This window comes from Streptomyces sporangiiformans (assembly GCF_005768555.2).
Lineage (GTDB): Bacteria > Actinomycetota > Actinomycetes > Streptomycetales > Streptomycetaceae > Streptomyces > Streptomyces sporangiiformans.
In genome coordinates this window covers 102,948-121,083 of record NZ_VCHX02000165.1, presented here as the reverse complement: position 1 = coordinate 121,083, position 18,136 = coordinate 102,948, and the positions used below count along the sequence as shown (strand labels likewise).

16 protein-coding genes and 1 pseudogene are annotated in these 18,136 nt (G+C 70.6%); 8 read left to right on the top strand and 9 right to left on the bottom strand.

The genetic code is table 11. From position 1 onward, the window contains the following. Positions 1-59: 59 nt before the first annotated feature. Entirely contained in the window at positions 60-446 is a 387-nt protein-coding gene (locus tag FGD71_RS28025) for a PPOX class F420-dependent oxidoreductase (protein ID WP_119103308.1), read from the top strand. Here the strand turns inward: FGD71_RS28025 and FGD71_RS28020 are convergent. Both FGD71_RS28020 and FGD71_RS28015 read right to left on the bottom strand, forming a co-directional pair. Continuing rightward, positions 432-902: a GNAT family N-acetyltransferase gene (locus FGD71_RS28020; protein WP_119103307.1), complete on the bottom strand. Its 471-nt coding sequence runs from the start codon at positions 900-902 to the stop codon at positions 432-434. The genes FGD71_RS28025 and FGD71_RS28020 overlap by 15 nt on opposite strands. A 38-nt stretch (positions 903-940) precedes the next feature. Further along, complete coding sequence (locus FGD71_RS28015) at positions 941-1,957, bottom strand: zinc-binding alcohol dehydrogenase family protein (protein WP_181359291.1); 1,017 nt, start codon at positions 1,955-1,957, stop codon at positions 941-943. A 259-nt stretch (positions 1,958-2,216) separates the two neighbouring features. Here FGD71_RS28015 and FGD71_RS28010 point away from each other — a divergent pair, with 259 nt between their 5' ends. The 4 genes from FGD71_RS28010 (at position 2,217) to FGD71_RS27995 (ending at position 6,499) form a co-directional block, all read left to right on the top strand. After that, a complete protein-coding gene (locus tag FGD71_RS28010; protein ID WP_119103305.1) occupies positions 2,217-4,472 on the top strand; it encodes a zinc metalloprotease in 2,256 nt (751 codons plus the stop codon). 126 nt (positions 4,473-4,598) lie between these two features. After that, positions 4,599-5,111, top strand: a complete 513-nt coding sequence (locus FGD71_RS28005) for a hypothetical protein (RefSeq protein ID WP_119103304.1) — start codon at positions 4,599-4,601, stop codon at positions 5,109-5,111. Positions 5,112-5,185: 74 nt separating this feature from the next. Further along, positions 5,186-5,914 carry a peptidoglycan-binding domain-containing protein gene (locus FGD71_RS28000; protein ID WP_119103303.1) on the top strand — a complete coding sequence of 243 codons (729 nt, stop codon included), beginning with the start codon at positions 5,186-5,188 and terminating at the stop codon, positions 5,912-5,914. Between the two features lie 9 nt (positions 5,915-5,923). Beyond that, complete coding sequence (locus FGD71_RS27995; RefSeq protein WP_240436807.1) at positions 5,924-6,499, top strand: class I SAM-dependent methyltransferase; 576 nt, start codon at positions 5,924-5,926, stop codon at positions 6,497-6,499. A gap of 57 nt (positions 6,500-6,556) precedes the next feature. Here FGD71_RS27995 and FGD71_RS27990 read toward each other — a convergent pair whose 3' ends face one another. The 3 genes from FGD71_RS27990 to FGD71_RS27980 all read right to left on the bottom strand — a co-directional run bounded on the left by FGD71_RS27990 (position 6,557) and on the right by FGD71_RS27980 (position 8,635). Continuing rightward, complete coding sequence (locus FGD71_RS27990; protein ID WP_119103301.1) at positions 6,557-7,366, bottom strand: SAM-dependent methyltransferase; 810 nt, start codon at positions 7,364-7,366, stop codon at positions 6,557-6,559. Positions 7,367-7,564: 198 nt separating this feature from the next. Further along, positions 7,565-7,810 (bottom strand): DUF397 domain-containing protein, encoded by a 246-nt coding sequence (locus FGD71_RS27985; RefSeq protein ID WP_119103300.1) that lies wholly within the window; start codon positions 7,808-7,810, stop codon positions 7,565-7,567. Between the two features lie 3 nt (positions 7,811-7,813). After that, a complete protein-coding gene (locus FGD71_RS27980) occupies positions 7,814-8,635 on the bottom strand; it encodes a helix-turn-helix domain-containing protein (protein WP_119103327.1) in 822 nt (273 codons plus the stop codon). A 531-nt stretch (positions 8,636-9,166) separates the two neighbouring features. On the opposite strand from FGD71_RS27980, the gene FGD71_RS27975 reads away from it, so the two are divergent. Continuing rightward, a complete protein-coding gene (locus FGD71_RS27975; RefSeq protein ID WP_338120084.1) occupies positions 9,167-9,787 on the top strand; it encodes a DUF6624 domain-containing protein in 621 nt (206 codons plus the stop codon). Between the two features lie 43 nt (positions 9,788-9,830). Here FGD71_RS27975 and FGD71_RS27970 read toward each other — a convergent pair whose 3' ends face one another. Together FGD71_RS27970 and FGD71_RS27965 are read right to left on the bottom strand one after the other, a co-directional pair. Continuing rightward, entirely contained in the window at positions 9,831-12,812 is a 2,982-nt protein-coding gene (locus tag FGD71_RS27970) for an ATP-binding protein (RefSeq protein WP_119103298.1), read from the bottom strand. Positions 12,813-12,873: 61 nt separating this feature from the next. Further along, complete coding sequence (locus tag FGD71_RS27965) at positions 12,874-13,638, bottom strand: YqjF family protein (RefSeq protein ID WP_119103297.1); 765 nt, start codon at positions 13,636-13,638, stop codon at positions 12,874-12,876. Positions 13,639-13,792: 154 nt separating this feature from the next. On the opposite strand from FGD71_RS27965, the gene FGD71_RS27960 reads away from it, so the two are divergent. After that, positions 13,793-14,254, top strand: a complete 462-nt coding sequence (locus FGD71_RS27960; RefSeq protein WP_119103296.1) for a DUF6069 family protein — start codon at positions 13,793-13,795, stop codon at positions 14,252-14,254. Positions 14,255-14,518: 264 nt separating this feature from the next. Here FGD71_RS27960 and FGD71_RS49130 read toward each other — a convergent pair whose 3' ends face one another. After that, a complete protein-coding gene (locus tag FGD71_RS49130) occupies positions 14,519-15,595 on the bottom strand; it encodes a substrate-binding domain-containing protein (protein WP_119103295.1) in 1,077 nt (358 codons plus the stop codon). Here FGD71_RS49130 and FGD71_RS49125 point away from each other — a divergent pair. Continuing rightward, a pseudogene (locus tag FGD71_RS49125) lies at positions 15,578-15,631 on the top strand (hypothetical protein); the annotation flags it as partial. The gene FGD71_RS49130 and the pseudogene FGD71_RS49125 sit on opposite strands and share 18 nt — an antisense overlap. A gap of 93 nt (positions 15,632-15,724) precedes the next feature. Here the strand turns inward: FGD71_RS49125 and helR are convergent. After that, entirely contained in the window at positions 15,725-17,887 is a 2,163-nt protein-coding gene (gene helR / locus FGD71_RS27950; protein WP_119103294.1) for an RNA polymerase recycling motor ATPase HelR, read from the bottom strand. Positions 17,888-18,136: the final 249 nt, after the last annotated feature.

Genomic DNA, 18,136 nt, shown 5'->3' with positions numbered 1-18,136 from the left:
CCCCTGCCCGGACCAGGGGCGGCGCGGGGCCGGGAATCCCTGGTGCCTAGACTCCGAGCGTGGATACCACTGCGCTGGAGCGGCTCGGCACCGCCAAGTACCTGCTGATCACGAGTTACCGGAAGAACGGCACCGAGGTCGCGACCCCTGTGTGGGTGGTGCGGGACGGCGCGACCCTCGGTGCCTGGACGGCGGCCGACTCCTGGAAGGTGAAGCGGATCCGCAACCGCGCCGACATCCGGGTCGGACCGTGCGACGTGCGGGGCAATCCGACCGGCGAGCAGATCCCCGCCACCGCCGAGGTCTGCGACCAGGAGGGCACCGCCCGCTACCGCGACCTCATCGCCCGCAAATACGGCATCCTCGGCCGGCTCACCCTGTTCGGCAGCAGGCTGCGGCGCGGGAAGCAGGGGACGGTCGGGATACGGATCTCACTCGTGCCGTAGCCACACGTAGGCGACGGGCTGCAGGGTGTTCCAGGCGTTTGCCAGATCCGGGTCGACGGTGACGAACCCCGCTCCGCGATAGCAGCGCAGAGCCCTGTCGTTGTCCGGGTGAACCCGCATGAAGACATCGGAGTGCCCGGCGCGCCCGGCCTCGGAGAGCAAACCCCGGACGAGAACGCGCCCGAGGCCCCTCCCGCGAGCCTCGGGCGCCACGATGATCCGTGCCAGCTCGACCTCGTCCTCGTCGGTGTCGAACCACAACTCCCCGTAAGCGACGACCCGTTCACCCTCGACGATGACATCAGCCGCCACGTCGTCGTCCCGCTGCCACCCGAGTACGGTCCCCTCGGCCACGGGAAACTCCCGCTGTCCGCACCACATCGCGACCTCCGTGGCGGAGGCGGGCCAGCTCGCCACGGTGATCGCGTGAGCGGAGGTGAAGGGAAGAAGGTTCATCAAGGTCCGTTCGCCCTGGAGGGTATGCGGCGACGGTGTCAGGCGCGCGGTCCCCTGTCGTTGACCAGCACTGCCGCCCCGTCGAAGCGGCCCGCCTTCAGATCCTGGAGGGCCTGTTGTGCCTCGGTCAGAGGATACGTGTGCGTGGTGGCGCGCACGCCGTAACGGGCCGCGAGGGCCAGGAACTCCCTGCCGTCCTCACGGGTGTTGCAGGCGACGCTGCGCACCTCCCTCTCGTAGAAGAGCTCACGCTCGTAGTCGAGCGGCGGGACCTCGGTGAGGTGGATGCCCGCGATCGACAGGATCCCGCCGCGGTCGAGGGCCCGCAGCGCGACCGGGACCAGGTCACCGACCGGGGCGAACAGGATCGCGCTGTCGAGCGGTTCCGGCGGAGCGTCGTAGGCCCCGCCGGCCGCGGCGGCGCCCAGGTCGAGGGCGAGGCGCCGGGCGGCCGGGTCGCGGGTCAGCACATGGACGGTCGCGCCCTGGGCGAGCGCCACCTGTGCGCACAGATGGGCGGAGCCGCCGAAGCCGTACAGGCCGAGGCGCCCGCCGGGAGGCAGCGACGCGCGTCGCAGCGCGCGGTAGCCGATGATGCCCGCGCACATCAAGGGGGCGAGGGCGACGTCGTTGAGGCCGCCGGGCAGCGGATAGGCGAAAGGGGCGGGCACGGTGGTGTATTCCGCGTAGCCGCCGTCGGCGTCCCATCCGGTGTAGACAGAATGCGGGCAGAGGTTCTCGTTCCCGCGCACGCAGTACGTACAGGTGCCGTCGGTACGTCTCAGCCATGCCACGCCGACTCGGTCGCCGAGGTCGTATCCGGTCACCGCCTCGCCCATCCCCGCGACCCGCCCGACGACCTCGTGACCGGGTGTCACCCGCGGTCGGCGCACCGGCAGGTCACCCTCGCAGACATGCAGGTCGGTGCGGCAGACACCGCAGGCACTCACGTGGACGAGGAGTTCGTCGGGGCCCGGCGTCGGTACCGGTTTCTCGACCAACCGCAGGGGTCCCTGCTCGATCGGTCCCGGCTCGGCCACTTCCCAGGCGCGCATGGTCGTCATGTCGTCGTCCCTCGGTCATCGTCATTCTCTCGGTACGGAATTTCATCTTCGGTGTATTCCTGAATCGCCAGTGAACCGGCGAATCGCATTGCGTCGTATTTCTGAGGGACAACGGAAAGGATCGTTGACGCGAACGTGGTGCGGTGCCAACGTGCAGCACCAGTCCTCCCGGCCGGCCGGGACTCCGGGTGGTGTCGTCCGGACACCACCTGCTGATTGGAGCATTCAGGCGAACGGAGGACTTGTCGCCATGTCAACAGCCAGTGGAGACCCGACCACGGGTTCGGCCGACTTCTCAGCGGCGCCCTTGGCCGACGCGTTCTCTCCCGACGAGTGGGAGAGCAGTCAGAACCCGGCCACGGAGGAGCCCCTCACCGAAGCGAGCGGGGCGGCCGAGGCACAGCCGGCGTCCCAGGAGCCGGTATCGGAAGCCGCCGCGACCTCACAGCCCGGCGCCGCTGCGGGCGGTGCCGCCGCCCCCGTCCCCGCCCTCCGCCCCACTCGCGGCCGGTACCGCGGCACCGGCGGCGGCTACCAACTCGACCTGCGCGTGGACGTCGACAGCGTGCCGGGCGGCCCCAAGGTCCTGCGGAAGGTCAGCGGCGACTTCTTCAGCACCAGCGGCGGCACGACGGCGTACTTCGGCTCCTTCGTCGTACACGCCCCCTCGGTCTCCTGGAGCGCGACCCGGGTCGTCATCAAGGGAATCGGCAGCTACACCTGGCAGGCCGGCTACCCGATCGTGCAGGTCACCATCCCGCGCCGCAGGACGAACCAGCCGCCCGGCGCGGCGACCGTGCAGTTCCTCCGGCCGCCCAACCAGCCCGGTGCCACCTACGTGTGCCCGTACGTCTCGCCGTACTTCCGCACCGTCGAGTGGGAGCAGGACTCCGTGACCGGGGCCGTGCCCTTCCTCTCGTACAACACCGGTTCGCTGCCGCAGCCACCCAACAGCCCGGCCCGCATCCTGACCGTGCCCCGCGCCTTCGCCGAGGCCGGTATCGAACTGCAGGTGTCCGGCACCGCCAACGTCATCGCCAACAACCAGAACGGCTGGACGAACACCGAACTGCACGCCGCGATGCAGACCAACTTCAGCCTGTGGCGCAACGCCCCGCAGTGGAAGGTGTGGCTGCTGGTGGCCAGCGCCTACGAGGGCATGGCGGGCGTACGGGGCATCATGTTCGACGCCGCCGATGCCTTCCAGCGGCAGGGCTGCGCCGTCTTCTACGACCTGATCAAGGGCAGCGACGCCGAATCACAGCGCGCCCAACTGCGCACGTACGTCCACGAACTGGGCCACGCCTTCAACCTGCTGCACTCCTGGCAGAAGAACCTGGCCCAGCCCCCGGCCCCACTCGGCGGCAACAACGGCCTGGCCGACCTCTCGTGGATGAACTACCCGCAGAACTACCAGCCGTTGAACGGAAACGGCGGAGCGGCCGCCTATTGGGGCGCTTTCCCCTTCCAGTTCACCGACAACGAGCAGATCCATCTGCGGCACGGCTTCTACAAGAACGTCGTCATGGGAGCCAACGCCTTCTCAGTGGGCGCCGCCGAAATCGAGCCCGAACTCTTCGACGAGCCGCTCGCCGACCAGTCCGGTCTCCGCCTCGACCTGCGCGCCGACAAGAACGGCTTCGCGTTCGGTGAGCCCGTCGTCGTCGAACTCAAGCTGGAGACGACCGACCTGCGTGGCGTCTCCACGCACAACCACCTCCACCCGGACGACGAACTCGTCAACATCGCCATCCGGCAGCCCTCCGGCCGCACCGTGCTCTACCGGCCGCTGCTGCGCCGCTGCGTCGACCAGGACCAGACCGTCCGCCTCGACACGAGCAGGCCCGCCCTCTACAGCAGCGCCTACATCGGCTACGGCCACGACGGCCACTACTTCCAGCAGCCCGGCACCTATCAGCTGCGCGCGTCCTATGTGGCCTCGGACGGGTCCCGGATCGTCTCGCCGGTGCTGCGGCTCAACGTCAGGCACCCCGTCAGCCAGACCGACGTACAACTCGCCGAGCTCATGATGGGCGAGGAGCAGGGCAAGATCCTCGCGCTGCGGGGTTCCGACTCCCCGTCACTGCAGTCCGGCAACGACGCGCTGCAGGAGATCATCGAGCGGCACGGCACGCACCCCTTCGCCGTGTACGCGCGCCTGGCCAAGGGACTCAACTTCGAGCACGAGTTCAAGAGCATAAGCCCCGACAAGGCCGAGCTGACCGTACGCCCGCCCGACCCCAAGTCCGGGATCGAGCAGCTCAGCCAGGTCGTCAAGGTCTCCGAGCAGGGCAAGGGGGTCGACAACCTCACCCTGAACCTGGCCACGCGCCGACTGGCCCGTGCCTACGCCCGCCAGGGCGACCTCGAAGAGGCCAACACGACGCTCGACCGCCTCGTGCGGCACTTCGGCGCGAAGAAGTTCAAGCCGTACGTCGTGGACGCCGTACGGGACCAGGTCGAAACCACCAAGGCCCGGCTCACCGCGGAGTTCGGCGACGGCTGACCGAGCCGGCGACGGCGCTCACGGGCGACCCCTCTGCCCGTGAGCGCCCTCGCTGCCCGTAATCGCCGTGAGAGTCTGTTCTGGCGGAAGAACGGTAGAACGGAAGAAGGGCCGGAAGGAGCGGGCGTGCTCGACCTCGTCCTGCACGGGCCAAGCGGCTCACAGCCCGTAGGCCGTCCGGCCCCGGTCCGCGCGGAGATCCGCAACACCGGGGAACGCGACCTCTGGATCGCGGGCGTGCTCGACGGTTCCGAGAACGGGCTGCGCTATCCCCACTACCTGCCCGCCATCACCCGGACCGACGACGGCAGGGTGGTCGCGCGCCCCGCTCCGGCCGAGGACCCCCTCGTCGGACCTCTCCGGGCGAACGATCTGCTCCGGCTGGCGCCGGGCGACTCCTTCGACCCCGTCACCGGTCCCGGGTGCCTCCCGCTCATGACCTTCGCCCACTTCGCGCCCGATCGCCCCGGCCGCTACGTCTACACCCTCACGCTCTCCACCGAGTCCACCGCTCCCGAGCAGTGGCTGGGCGGCTTCGCTCTCCCGGTCGGCGCCGACCGGGAGCAACTGCTCGCCCTCGTCGCGCGGGTGCCTCGTACGACGGTCACGGCGGCTCCCGTCGAGGTGGAGTTTCTCTGAACGGGCCTCGCCATTGAACTCCCGGGCAAGGGGGCGCGTATCAATGGCCAGTACCACCGGGAGGGGAGAGCAGCGTGTCAACACCATCCGATCCCGAGACCGCGCCGAAACGTCCGGCGATCGAACCCACTCACATCCTGGCCCGCCGCCGGCCGGGCGCTCTGTCGGAACTCGTGCGACAGGTCAACGCGGCGGAACGCGCACGGGACGAGGAGTACGAACTCCTCGCGGTTCCGGCGGCCGACACCAGCGCGCCGACGGCGGCGTCCTGGCCGGCGGAGGACGACACACAGGAACTGCCGCCCGTCGTGGGCGAGCAGCGGGCGGACCCGCAGGCCCGGGTCGGAGCTCGGAGCGCGCCGGGGCGTAAGGCCTGGCTCCGTCGTTCGGCGATCGCCGTCGCCGCCGTGGCGACCGCCCTGGCGGGATTCGGCGCCGCGCTGCTGCTCACCTGGGACAGGGACGCCGGAGAATCGCAGGCGCGTCCGCCTGCCGCCTCCGTCCCCCCGCCTGAGCCAGCCACTCCGTCCCGCTCGGCGGCCGCCCCGGAGGGCCCGGCGGACCCGGACGGGCCAGGCACCCTGCGCGAGGGCGACAGCGGCCCGGACGTGAGCGAGCTCCAGGAACGGCTGCTGCGCATCCCCAACGTGTACCAGGACGGTTCGACCAGTGGTGAGTACGACGCCACACTGACCGCCGCGGTGGCACGTTTCCAGCTCTGGTACGGCATCCGCGGCGACGAGACGGGCGTGTACGGCAACGACACCCGCCGCGACCTGGAATCCCGCACCGCCTCCCAGTAGAAGTACCTGGTGGCCGTTGAACTGGAGCGCTGGGAAGAGCATTTCGCGAACGGCTGGGGCTTCCGCCCCGTCGCGAGCGAGGAGATGGACCGGCTCGCCACGTACCTGAACCCGCGCCCCGGGCAATGGGCCCTTGACGTGGGCTGCGGGTTGGGCGGCTGTGCCGTGGGGCTCGCCCGGCTGGGTTACCGTACCTTGGCGGTCGACTGGGCGGACGCGTCGGTTGCCGCCGTGCGCGACCGGTACATGGACGCGGAACCGCGCCTGGCCGTACGGCGTTTGGACTTCGAGGACGAGCGGGCGGTGCGGGAACTGCTGCCGTCGGCGGGCTTCGACGTGGTGACGATGCGGCTGGTCCTCGCGTTCATGACGGACAAGGCGGCGGCCGGTCGGCGCGTACGGAGTCTGTTGGTGCCCGGCGGCGCATGGGTGGTGACCACGCCGCTGGCGGAGCGACTCCCGGAGGAGCGCCGGTACATCGGGATGACGGCACAGGAGGTCGCGGAGCTCATCGAGGGCTGGCAACAGGGTTGTTGGTACGACCTGGAGCCGGACGGGCCGCGCTGCTTCGTCCTGCGCCGGTGACGCCCGCGACGCCGGAGAGACGGCGCACGCACGCGTTCCCGCTCACGCCCCCGAGAATCAGGGCTTGCGGGCCACGCCCCCGTAGACGTCCGTCGGCTTGTGCGTCTCACCGGCCTCCGGACGCCACAGCGGGCAGGACACGATGCCGGGCTCCAGCAGTTCGAGGCCCTCGTAGTAGGCGGAGAGCTGTTCGGGGCTGCGCAGCACGTACGGGATGGCGCCCGTGTCGTCGTAGCCCTGCTGGGCCTCCTTGAGGGCGGTGTCGGTGTCCGTGCTGTCGTAGTGCACGAAGTAGCTGCCCGACGGCAGTGCTGCCTGAAGACGGCTGACGATCGACTTGGCCTCCTCGTAGTCCTGGATGTGGCCGAGGATGCCCATGAGCATCAGCGCCACGGGCCGGTCGAAGTCCAGGATCTGCCGCGCCGCATCGATGATCTTCTCGGGCTCGTGCAGATCCGCGTCGATGTAGTCGGTGACGCCCTCGGGGGTGCTGGTCAGCAGGGCCTGTGCGTGGCGGAGCACCAACGGGTCGTTGTCCACATAGACGATGCGGGACTCGGGCGCCACGCGCTGGGCTACCTGGTGGGTGTTGTCGTACGTGGGCAGTCCCGTGCCGATGTCGAGGAACTGGCGGATGCCGCGGTCCCCGGCCACGAAGGACACGGTGCGGATCAGATAGTCGCGCGAGGCGCGGGCCATCGTCTCGATGTTCGGCGCGACCTCGCGGTAGGCGTCACCGGCCACACGGTCGACCTCGTAGTTGTCCTTCCCGCCCATCCAGTAGTTCCAGATGCGGGCCGAGTGCGGCACCGTGGTGTCGATCTTGGACAAGGCTTCCTGGTCGGGGGTGGTCCGGCCATCTGTCATGAGGATTCTCCTGCCTCTGTCACGCGCTCTGCCGCTAACCTACCGTCAACTTCCGTAACCTACCGTCAACTTCCCTGTGGGGTAACCCAGTTCAGAATTGTGACCGGGCGACCCGCAGGACGGGGACACGCGTGCGGGGCACCCGGCTTGTGCGGGCGTACGGGTGCGGGCGTGGTGGTGCGGACGCAGGGGTGGGGTTCAGGCGACCAGGAAGTCGGCCTTGCCGGACTTCGCGCCGTCCAAGAACGACACCATCTCGTCCCGGGTGTAGATCAGCGCGGGCCCGTCCGGGTCCGTGGACTGACGGAAGGCGACGCTGCCGTCGGGCAGCCGCTTGGCCTCCACGCAACTCCCGCCGTTCGTACCGCTCCAGGGCTTGTGCCAGCCCTCGGTTCCCAGATCGATGGCCGGCATGCCGCTGTAGATGGGGCCCATGGAAGCCATGACTCACAACTCCTTACGCAGTTCACCCAGGATGGCCCTGGTACGAGCGACCGGCTCCGCCTGTACGGACATCCGGTCCAGTACTTCGAGATACGTGACGACGTCGACGGGCTGATCGACATAGACCGCGCCGGCGAGGCTTTCCGTGTAGACGACGTCGGGAAGTTCGGAGAAGCCGAAGCGGAAGTAGTGGAACGGGCCGAAGGCGCCGGGATGCGCCCCCGTTCCGAGACGGATGATCTGGATCCGGACCTTCGGCAGGTCCAGAGCCTCGTTCAGCCGGTCGATCTGGGCCCGCATCACCTCGGCTCCGCCCACCGGACGGCGCAGCACCGTCTCCTCGAGGACGGCCCAGATGGCCGGCGACTCCGGTTTGGCGAGCAGATCCTGGCGCTTGAGGCGCAGCGCGACCCGGCGGTCGATGTCCTCCTTCGTCTCGTTCGGGAACCCGACTCGCATCAGCGCGGCGGCGTAGTCGTGCGTCTGCAACAGACCCGGCACATAGTGGGGTTCGTAGAGACGGATGACGCTGGCTTCGCTCTCCAAACTGACGTAGGCGCTGAACCAGTCCGGCAGTACGTCGCGGTACTTGTACCACCAGCCGGGCTGGTTGGCCTCCCTGGCCAGGGAGAGGAAGTCGTCCACCTCCGCCGCCGGAACCCCGTACGTGTGCAGCAACTCCCTTACGTAGGGGATACGGAGGCCGACCTCGGCCTTCTCGATCCGCCGGACCGTCAGAGGGGTCACCTCGATGGCCCGTGCCGCGTCCTCGAACGACACCCCGGCCTTTTCCCGCAAGTGGCGGAGGCGCTTGCCGAGGACCATCCGCAGGACGGTCGGCGCGCTGCCGCCAGAGCGGTTGTCGCTCACGTCCTACCTCCCGAAACGGCCTTCACAGCGTGCAGTGTGCCACGCCTTCGCTGACACAGACAGAGCTATAAAGATCGTTCTGAAATTATCAGAACGCATGTTGCGGGTTGAGTCTGTACGCCATCATAGTGATCGAGTGACCTGTCGCACAGTCAGCGGCGACGGCGTTCAACCGGGCTTCGTCGCTGCGGACTTGACGCCTCGGCAGGTACGCAGATGCCGCGCACCGTGATGCGAGACCTGGATGGCCACCGTGACCGACGGACGAACGAGGAACCGGGGCAAGGGCCCCATGCTCGCGCCAAGGGTCGACGAACCGGGCCGCCTTCAGGGCGCGGAGTCCTCCCACGACAGGGCGTCGGTCACCCGCCGGCTCAACGGCCGGCATCCTCTCCGTGCTGCACATGAAGGAGGCACGATGACGGCATCCAGTGTGCGGGCCGTCGCGGCACACCTCACAGGCAAGCGGGCTCCGCGGGGGCTCTCGTGAACGGCTCCGGTGCTCCGGGGCACCTGACCCGCGGCGAAGCAGGCGAAGCAGGCGACGTACACGCGGAACACACGAGCCCCGCGCAGGACGCGGCCCAGGAAGGGTGCACGCCTGTGCTCCCCGCGCTCGCCTCCGCCCTCGCACACGAACTCGTCCGCAGGGCCGACGAGGACCGCCGGCTCACCCTGGACGCGCAGCGGACCCCCACCTCCGCCTCCCGCCGCCGCATCAGCGAGTGCCGCAAGCACAACGCCGAAGCGCTCAAGACGATCGTCCGACGGCACGCCTGGCCGACCGCCGACCTGGTCGGCGCGCCCGCCTCGACATCGGCGCTGATGATCCTGCTGCACGCCCCGGACCTCGACTTCCAGATCCGCTGCCGTGACCTGATCGCCCAGGCCACGGCGGACGGGCGCTGCCCGGCCCTGCACCACGCCTACATCGCCGACCACTGCGCCGTGGAGCTGGGCCAGCCGCAGTTCTACGGGACCCGCATCGACCCGGCGACCTTCCGCCCGTACCCGATCCGTTGCCCCGAGACTCTCGACGAGCGCCGCCACGATGTCGGGCTGGCCCCGCTCGACGAGCAGCTGCGGATGCTGCGCCAGGGGGTGTGAGGGACGGCGGCTCGCACGCGAGCCGCCCGTCGTCGCGCGGTCGTCATCCGGCTGTGCCGGGCTCCGGCTGGATCAGCCCTGCGCGGTAGGCGAGGGCCACGGCCTCGGTGCGACTGGCGGCGCCCAACTTGGCGAGGATGTTGGAGACATGGACGCTGGCGGTCTTGCCGCTGATGAACAGCTCCTCGCCGATCTGGCGATTGGTGCGGCCGCGGGCGAGGAGCAGCAGGACGTCGTTCTCGCGAGCGGTCAGCACGGGGAACCCGCCGGCCGTGGGTGAACGCTCCGCGAGGCGGCCTCGTCGCACAAGAGCGTCCACGCGCTCGCGCAGCGGCACGGCGCCGAGCCGGTCGGCCGTGTCGCGCGCCGCGCGGGCCTGCTCGGCGGCCTCCTCGCGGCGCTCCGCCGTCAGCAACGCCTCCGCGAGGCGGAGTTGGCCGCGGGCCTGCTCGTAGACGTCCCCGTAGCCGAACGCGGCGACGGCCTTCTCCCACGCTGCGACATCCGGGCCGGTCGTGGCACGCACCCATTCCGCTTCCGCGCGGGCCAGCCAGGCCAGGCCCTCGGGACCCTGCTGCCCACCGTCCTCGCCCTTGGCGGCCGTCACCCGGGCCAGCTCCACCAGTTCCGTCGCCGTGTCCGCCCAGCCGCGAGCCCCCGCCTCGTCGCCGGTCAGCCGCAGCTCCACGGCCGTGTCCGCGACGGCCGACAGGACGAGGGCCGCGAGCCGGACGGCGACATCGGGGCGTTCGGCACCGGAGTCGTCGTCGAGCGCCGCCATCGTCGTACGCAGCTGCTCGACGGCCTCCTCGGGATCGCCCCGCAGGGCCGCGGCGTCGGTGAGCACAATGCCCGCGACGAGCGTGGCCATCCAGTCGAACGGCCCGTCGAGGAGGGCACGGGCCCGCTCGGCGGCCGTCTGATCGCCGCGGGCCAATGCCACGTACAGCGCGGGAGCGATCGCGAACGCGCCCGCGGCGGGCAGCCGGCCGGGCGCGGTGACCGCCGAACGGGCGCACTCGTCCCAACGGCCCAGGGTGTAGAGCACCGTGGAGTGCAGGTAGCGCGTCTCCAGTGCGTACGGCGAGGAGAGCAGCCCGGCGCGGTCCGCGCGCGCCAATCCTTCGGAGATCCAGGTGAGGCACTCGTCCAGGTCGCCGGATTCGTACGCGCCCATGGCGAGATTGAAGAGCGCGCGTATCTCGACCGCGACGTTGCCGGCCCGGCGGGCCAGCTCGCGGGCCTCCCGCAGCCGGGATCGCCCTTGTGCGGTACGGCGGTTGTGTGCTTCGAGACTGATCAGGGAGATCAGCAGATCGGCCTGGGCGTCGGCCACGTCGAGTTGCTCGGCGACGCGCAGCGCCTGGAGCGCGACCCGGCGGGCGACCTCGTCTTCGCCCACATAGCGGGCCGCCATGGCATGGGTGGCCGCGGCCCACACCCACGTATGCGACGCAGGCTCCGCGGATATCAGGGAGAGCGCTTCGCTGCTGTAGGCGAACGCGGCCTTCAGGCTGTCGACGCGCATCAGGTTGCCCGCGAGGGTGTAGCGGACGCGGGCGGCCAGTTCCGCGTCCGTGTCCGAGCCGATGCCGGCGAGCGCGGCCCGGGTGAGCGAGACCGCCCGGTGGGTTTCGCCGGCGCGGGCGGCGGCCGCCGACGCACGCAGGGTGAGCGTCACGGTGTCGGGAACACCGTCCGGCAGTGCGGAAGTCGGCACCGCCGACCACAGGTCCAGGGCGGCTTCGAGGTGGCGCAGTTCTTCGGCGGGCGCGCCGATCCGCCCGGCGTGGTCGGCCGCCTCGAGTGAGGCCGCGAGGGCGTCGACCAGGTCATGGCTCTCCCGGGAGTGGTGGGCGCGCTCCGCCGCGCTCTCGGCCGGGTGGCCCCGCCCGGCGAGCAGCCGGGCGAACGCGCGGTGCAGCCGCACCCGCTCGCCGGGCAGCAGGTCGGCGTAGACGGCTTCACGGATGAGGGCATGCCGGAAGGAGTAGGTGTTGTCCCCGCCCGGGACGAGGAGCTGGCGGCCGACGGCCTCGCGCAGTGCCGACTCCAGCTCCTGCTCGGGCAGGTCGACGGCGTCGCGCAGCAGCTCGTGCTCGACACGGCGCCCGGCGACGGCTGCCGTGCGCAGTACCTGCTGGGCCGTGGCCGGGAGCTGCTCGCAACGGATGAGCAGGACCTCGGCCAGACCGCTGGGCACGGCGGACGCTCCACCGGGGCCGCCGGGTGGCGCGTCGGCGGTCGCGGCGAGCAGCTCCTCCGCGTAGAAGGCGTTGCCCTCGGCGCGCTCGACGATGTCGCTGACGGTGGCCTCGGGCAGGGGAGCGGCCCGCTGGGCCCGGACCAGGCGGGCCACCTCGGCGTCGGGCAGCGGCCGCAGGTCGAGGCGGTCGACGGCGGGCAGCCGCACCAACTCCGCCAGCAGGGGGCGCAACGGGTGGCGGCGATGCAGATCGTCCGCCCGGTACGACGCGAAGATCGCCAGGCGGAGGGCGGAGGTACCGCCCGCGGGGCGCTGGAGGGTCCCCCGGCTGAGCAGGAAGCGCAGCAGATCGCGGGAGGACTGATCCGCCCAGTGCAGGTCCTCCAGGACCAGCAGCAAGGGAGCGGACTCGGCGACGTCGGCCAGCAGAGCGGCCACGCCCTCGAACAGCTGCAGCCGACTGCCGGCGTCCGGCTTGGCGCTGCCGCCGTCGCCGAGCAGACGGCCGACCGCGGGATGCGCCGCCGGCATGGCGGAAAACCGCTCGTCGGCGGCGAGCACGCCGAGGATCTCGGTGAACGGCAGATACGGCAGGCCGACGTCACCGAGGTCGACGCAATGACCCGTGACCACGGTCATCCCCGTCTCCGACGCGTGCCCGGCGGCCTCGGCCAGTACGCGCGTCTTGCCCACACCGGCGTCCCCCGCCACGAGCACGGCCCGCGTCTCACCGGCCCGGGCACGGTCCAGTACCCGGGTCAGCCGGGCGAGTTCGTCCTCGCGGCCGATGAACGGCGTGGTGAATGCGGTGGTCGGCACCTGACCATCCTGGCACGCGCCTCGGACACCGGTTCGCGGTCGTGCGACGGCGCGCGACCGTTCACGGGGTGGGGATGCCCGCCGGGCGGGCCGGGCGGCCGAGGCGGACCGGGACGCCGGGGGAGTACAGGACGCTGACCGGGGGTTCGTCCGGTGCCGGGAGCCCGGCCGCCGCGACCAGGTTCTCGTCGCAGGTGAGCAGCTCGGCACGGTACAGCGGCCAGCGCGGGTGCACATTGGGCAGATACGCGGGCGGCGCGGTCCTGCCGAAGAACGCGTTGTGCATGCCCCAGCGGGCGGTGAGGAAGTGCTCCAACTCCGTGGGCTTCTCGATGCGTTCACCGGTCCGCACGGTGATGCGGCTGTACGCGCCGCGTGGGCCGGGCCAGCGGCGCGAGCTGGTGTAGGTGACGGTGCCGCCCTCGGCCCGGACGGTCATCCGCGACCACAGGTACGGCAGCCGGAAGCCGACGCGGCCCATCACCACCGGGATCAGCCGGGAGGCGTCCATCGACCGGAAGACGACACCGCGCCGCCCGTGCGCGTCCACCGAGTAGAGACGGACGTTGGTCTCCGGAAAGGTCCCGAGGTAGGGCACCCCTGGCAGCCGGAGCCATCCGACCCGGTCCATCCGAAAGGCGACGAGCCCTACGTACGTCATTGCGTCGTGCCTGTCGGGAACCGTCCCGGCCGGCAACAGCGGTGCCACCACGCCCGGTTCGACGGCCCAGTGGATGAAGGCGAGGTCGAGCCACTGCTGGGTGAGGAGAGGGGCGTGTATGGGGGAGGGGGCGTCCGGGGTGACGGGAGCGGGATCGGTCGGCACGAGTGCAAGGTTCGCAGACGCGTCCGGTTCGGCGTGGACCGCCGCCGCGAAGAAAGTTGCCCGCGGACCGCTGAGTTCTGCGCCGGCTCCTGGTCTACCTCTGCGAAAGGCCCATCAACTCCGGAACTCCGGACCACACACAGGAGTAAGTGCCATGAGCGTGAACGTATCCCAGACCACCGTCGCGTCCCCGTCCTCCGCCGGTTTCCTCGCCACCCGCCCCGTGTGGCAGGTCGGCGCCCTGGCCACCCTCGCCGGTGCCGTCGTGACCGAGGCGTTCGCGCTGATCGCCCGGGGCGCCGGCGTACCGATGGACGCGGCCAGTCCCGGGGCCAAGGAGGCCGCGGAGATTCCCGTGGGCGGCTTCGCCGGAGGCGTGTTGTTCTGGTCGGTCGCGGGGATCGTCCTCGCGGTGGCCCTCGCCCGCTGGGCCCGGCGGCCCGCCCGTACCTTCGTGGTGACCACCCTCGTGCTCACCGCGTTGTCCCTCGCGGGTCCCGCCGTCGCCCCGCACACCGCCACCTCTACCCAGATCGTCCTCGCCGCCTCCCACGTGGTGGCCGCCGCGGTGATCATCCCTCTGCTCGCCAGGCGGCTCTCGCACCAGCGCCGGTGACCGACACCGCGCCCCCAGCTTGTTGTTCAACCGGAGCACCGGGACTTGGTGCCCTTGACCGCCAGCACGGCCGGCGTCGGGGCACCGCCCTCGGCGAACCGTCGGCGGTCCGGGGCCATGCGGGCACTCGAGCTTCACCGGCCGTGGTCCTGAAGGGCCGCTTGTGCCATGGCTGCCCATACGAGCCGACGCTGCCCGGGATTCCGCCGAGGCAGAACCGTTCGGCTCTGCCTCAACCAGCAGCCGGTGCCGCGTCACGGAGTTTCAGTTCGGCCCGGGGAGCGGGAACAGCGGACGAGGGCTGTCGCCCGGGGCGGGGCCGGTGGACTTTCTGACGACGAGGTCGACCGACATGTCCAGCCGGACCGGAGCCGGTGACGGGTCGTCCGAGACGATGCCCAGGACGCGGATGCTCTCCGCCGCCATCTCCTCGAACGGCTGACGGACCGTCGTCAGCGCGGGGGCCGCCGACCGCGCGGCGTCGAGGTCGTCGAAGCCCACGACGGACACGTCCTCCGGAACCCGCGGGCCACGCTCGGCGCACGCTTCGATGACGCCGAGAGCCTGAAGGTCGTTGCCAGTCACGAACGCCGTCGGCGGACGGTAGCCGTCCAGGAGAGCGTGGGCGGCGCGCCGGGCCGGTTCGGTCTGGAACGGCACGGACTGGATCAGGGCGCGGTCCGGGCGTATGCGGGCCGCGCGCAGGGCCGCGAGGTATCCGCCGAACCGCGCCCGGCAGCAGACCAGGTCGAGCGGCCCGGTGACGAGGGCGATGCGTCGATGACCGAGTTCCGTGAGGTGCTGGGCGGCCAGCACTCCGCCACGCCACTGGGTGGCTCCGACGGTGTTCATCTCGGCCGGGGCGTCGCCGATCGTGTCGAGCACGACCGTGGGCAGCCGGGACTCGGCCAGCCGACGCTGGACGGCCGGTGGCACGGGGGAGAGGACGAGCACGGCGCCGCCCGGATGGTGGGCGAGGAGGTTGTCCAGCCAGTCGTGGTCGTCGTCGGCGTGGCTCACGGTGAGGGGACGGCCGGTCGCGCGGAGCACGGAGGCGAACCCGCGCAGCAGCGGCGCGTTGACGGCGCTGCCGACACGGACGTGATCGCCTCCTACGCATCCGGTCACCTCGAGGGGCGGGCCGCGATCCTCGACCACGCCATGGGCGCCGGCCGAGTGCTCTACATCGGCACCCGTCTGCCCGCCGACGCCCTGCGCGACACCGTGCTGGCCGCGGTGGCGGACGCGGGAGTCAGGCCCCTCGTCACCGAGGCACCCGCCTTCGTGGAAGCGACCCGCCGTACGAGCGGTGAAGCGGGGTTCCTGTTCCTGCTCAACCACTCGGAGACCGACACGGCACTCATCCCGCTGCCCGAGGAGGGCTTCGACCTCATCTCCGGAAAGGAAACGGGCCCCTCCATCACGCTGGCCCCCTGGACCTCGCCGTCGTACGGACTGCCTTGGCCGACGTCAGAAGCTCGTGAGGATGACGAGTTGCTGGGTCGCTCGGGTCATCGCGACATAGCGGTCGACCGCTCCTTCGACACCCTTGCCGAACTCCTCCGGGTCGATGAGGACGACCAGGTCGAACTCGAGCCCCTTCGACAGCTCCGGGGTCAGCGACCGGACGCGGGACGTCGCCCGGAACGTGCCCCCTCCGATGTCACTCGTGCCGATCACGCAGGCGATCCCGTCGGCATGCGCAACGAGCCAGGTGTCGAGGATCGAGTCCAGATCCGCAACAGATCCGTGTACGACGGGGACGTCGCTGCTGCGGATGGAGGTGGGCACGTTGGCGTCCGGGAGCACGGCCCGGATGACCGGCTCGGCTTCCGCCATGATCTCTTCCGGCGTCCGGTAGTTGATGCTCAGGGAGGCCAGGTCGATCCGGTCGAACCCGATCCGCTCGAGCCGTTCCTGCCACGACTCCGTGAACCCGTGCCTGGCCTGGGCGCGGTCCCCGACGATGGTGAAGCTCCGGGACGGGCAGCGGAGCAGCAGCATCTGCCACTCCGCGTCGGTCAGTTCCTGAGCCTCGTCCACGACGATGTGCGCGAACGGGCCGGCGAGCAGGTCCGGTTCGGCGCTGGGCAGTCCGGCCTCGTCGATCAGGCTGTCCTGCAGGTCCTTTCCGCGCAGCATCGTCACCGCACCTTCACCGTCGTGATCGGCCGCGAGCACGCTGTCGATGACGGCGGACATGCGCTCGCGTTCGGCGGCGACAGCGGCCTTGTGACGACGCTGTCGTCGTGCCGCCTCCGGGTCGCCGAGCCGCTGCCGCGCCGCGTCCAGGAGCGGCAGGTCGGACACCGTCCAGGCCTGGGGGTCCTCGCGCTGCAGCTTGCGAACCTCATCGGGGCTGAGCCAGGGAGCGCACATCCGCAGGTAGGCGGGTACCGACCACAGGTCTCCCACGAGGTCGGCCGCTTCGAGCAGCGGCCACGCGCGGTTGAAGGCCGTGAGCAGCTCCCTGTGCTGCCGCAGCGATTTGCGGAGCAGGTCGGGCGAGACGTCGCCGTCGTGCAGGTCCACCAGGATCGTGAGCAGCTCCTCCCAGACCTGGTCGCGCGCCTCGTTGTGCGGAGTACCGGGTTCCGCCGCTTCGAACGCCACGGCCCAGTCGTCGGCGCTCAGCCAGATGTCGGACCAGTGGGTCGTGACCGTCATCCCCTTGGTGGGCGGTTCCTCATAGAACCTGACGGCCGTCTCGACCCCCTCCACCAGGTTCGCGGACGACTTCAGGAGAGCCACGTCCGGGTCGGTCTCGACCGCTGCTGCGGCTCCCTCGGCAACGAGGTCCCGCAGGGTGCAGGTCTGCACGCCCTCCTCGCCGAGGCTGGGGAGGACGTCGGCGACGTAGGCCAGGTAGGGCCGGTGCGGACCGACGAACAGCACGCCACCCCGACGGTGACCGAGGCGAGGGTCGGAATGGAGGAGGTAGGCGGAGCGGTGCAGAGCGACGACGGTCTTTCCCGTCCCCGGGCCGCCGTCGACGACGAGAGCTCCGCGGGATCCCGCGCGGATGATGGCGTCCTGGTCGGCCTGGATGGTGGCGAGCACGTCGCGCATCCGGGCTGACCTGTTGCTGCCCAGGCTGGCGATGAAGGCGGACTGGTCGTCGAGCGCGGCGTGCCCTTCCAGTCCGTCAGCGGTGAACACTTCGTCCCAGTAGTCGCTGATCCGGCCGCGGGTCCAGCGATACCTGCGGCGGCTTGCCAGACCCATCGGGTTGGCGTGGGTCGCCGCGAAGAACGGCTCGGCCGCGGGGGCGCGCCAGTCGAGCAGCAGCCGACGACCCGTGCGGTCGGTGAGGCCAAGTCGTCCGATGTACACGGGCTCGGGGTTGTCCGCGCTGACCATGTGTCCGAGGCACAGGTCCAGACCGAAGCGACGCAAGGCGCGCAGGCGACCGGTCAGCCGGTGGACCTCCATGTCCCGGTCCATCGCCTGCCGGCCCACGCCGCCGGGCGCCTTGAGCTCGGCATCGAGGCGGTCGGACAGTTCGGCGATCGTCTGCTCGAGGCTCTCCGTGAGAGCCGCGAAGTGCTGCTCGTCGCCGGCGATCAGCGTCGGGTCGGCCTTGGGCGAGAGGCGGTCGGGAAGGTCGAACGCGCTGGTGATCAGGGGATTCATCCGCACACCCGCACCTCGGCGCCGAGTGCCCGCAACCGCTGCGCGGTTCCCACCACCGGTTCGACGTCACCGCACGACCCATAAACTGACAACAGCACACGCACTTCGTGAATCCCCCATTTCCATAAGTTTTGGCCTTGGCCTGCGATTCTGCGGCATGACCGGGGTCTTGCCGCAAGCCCCCCTGTGCGCTATAAGTTGAAAGTGGCAAGGAGCGAGTGACCTCCTTGCCTTTGTCTTTTGTAGCCC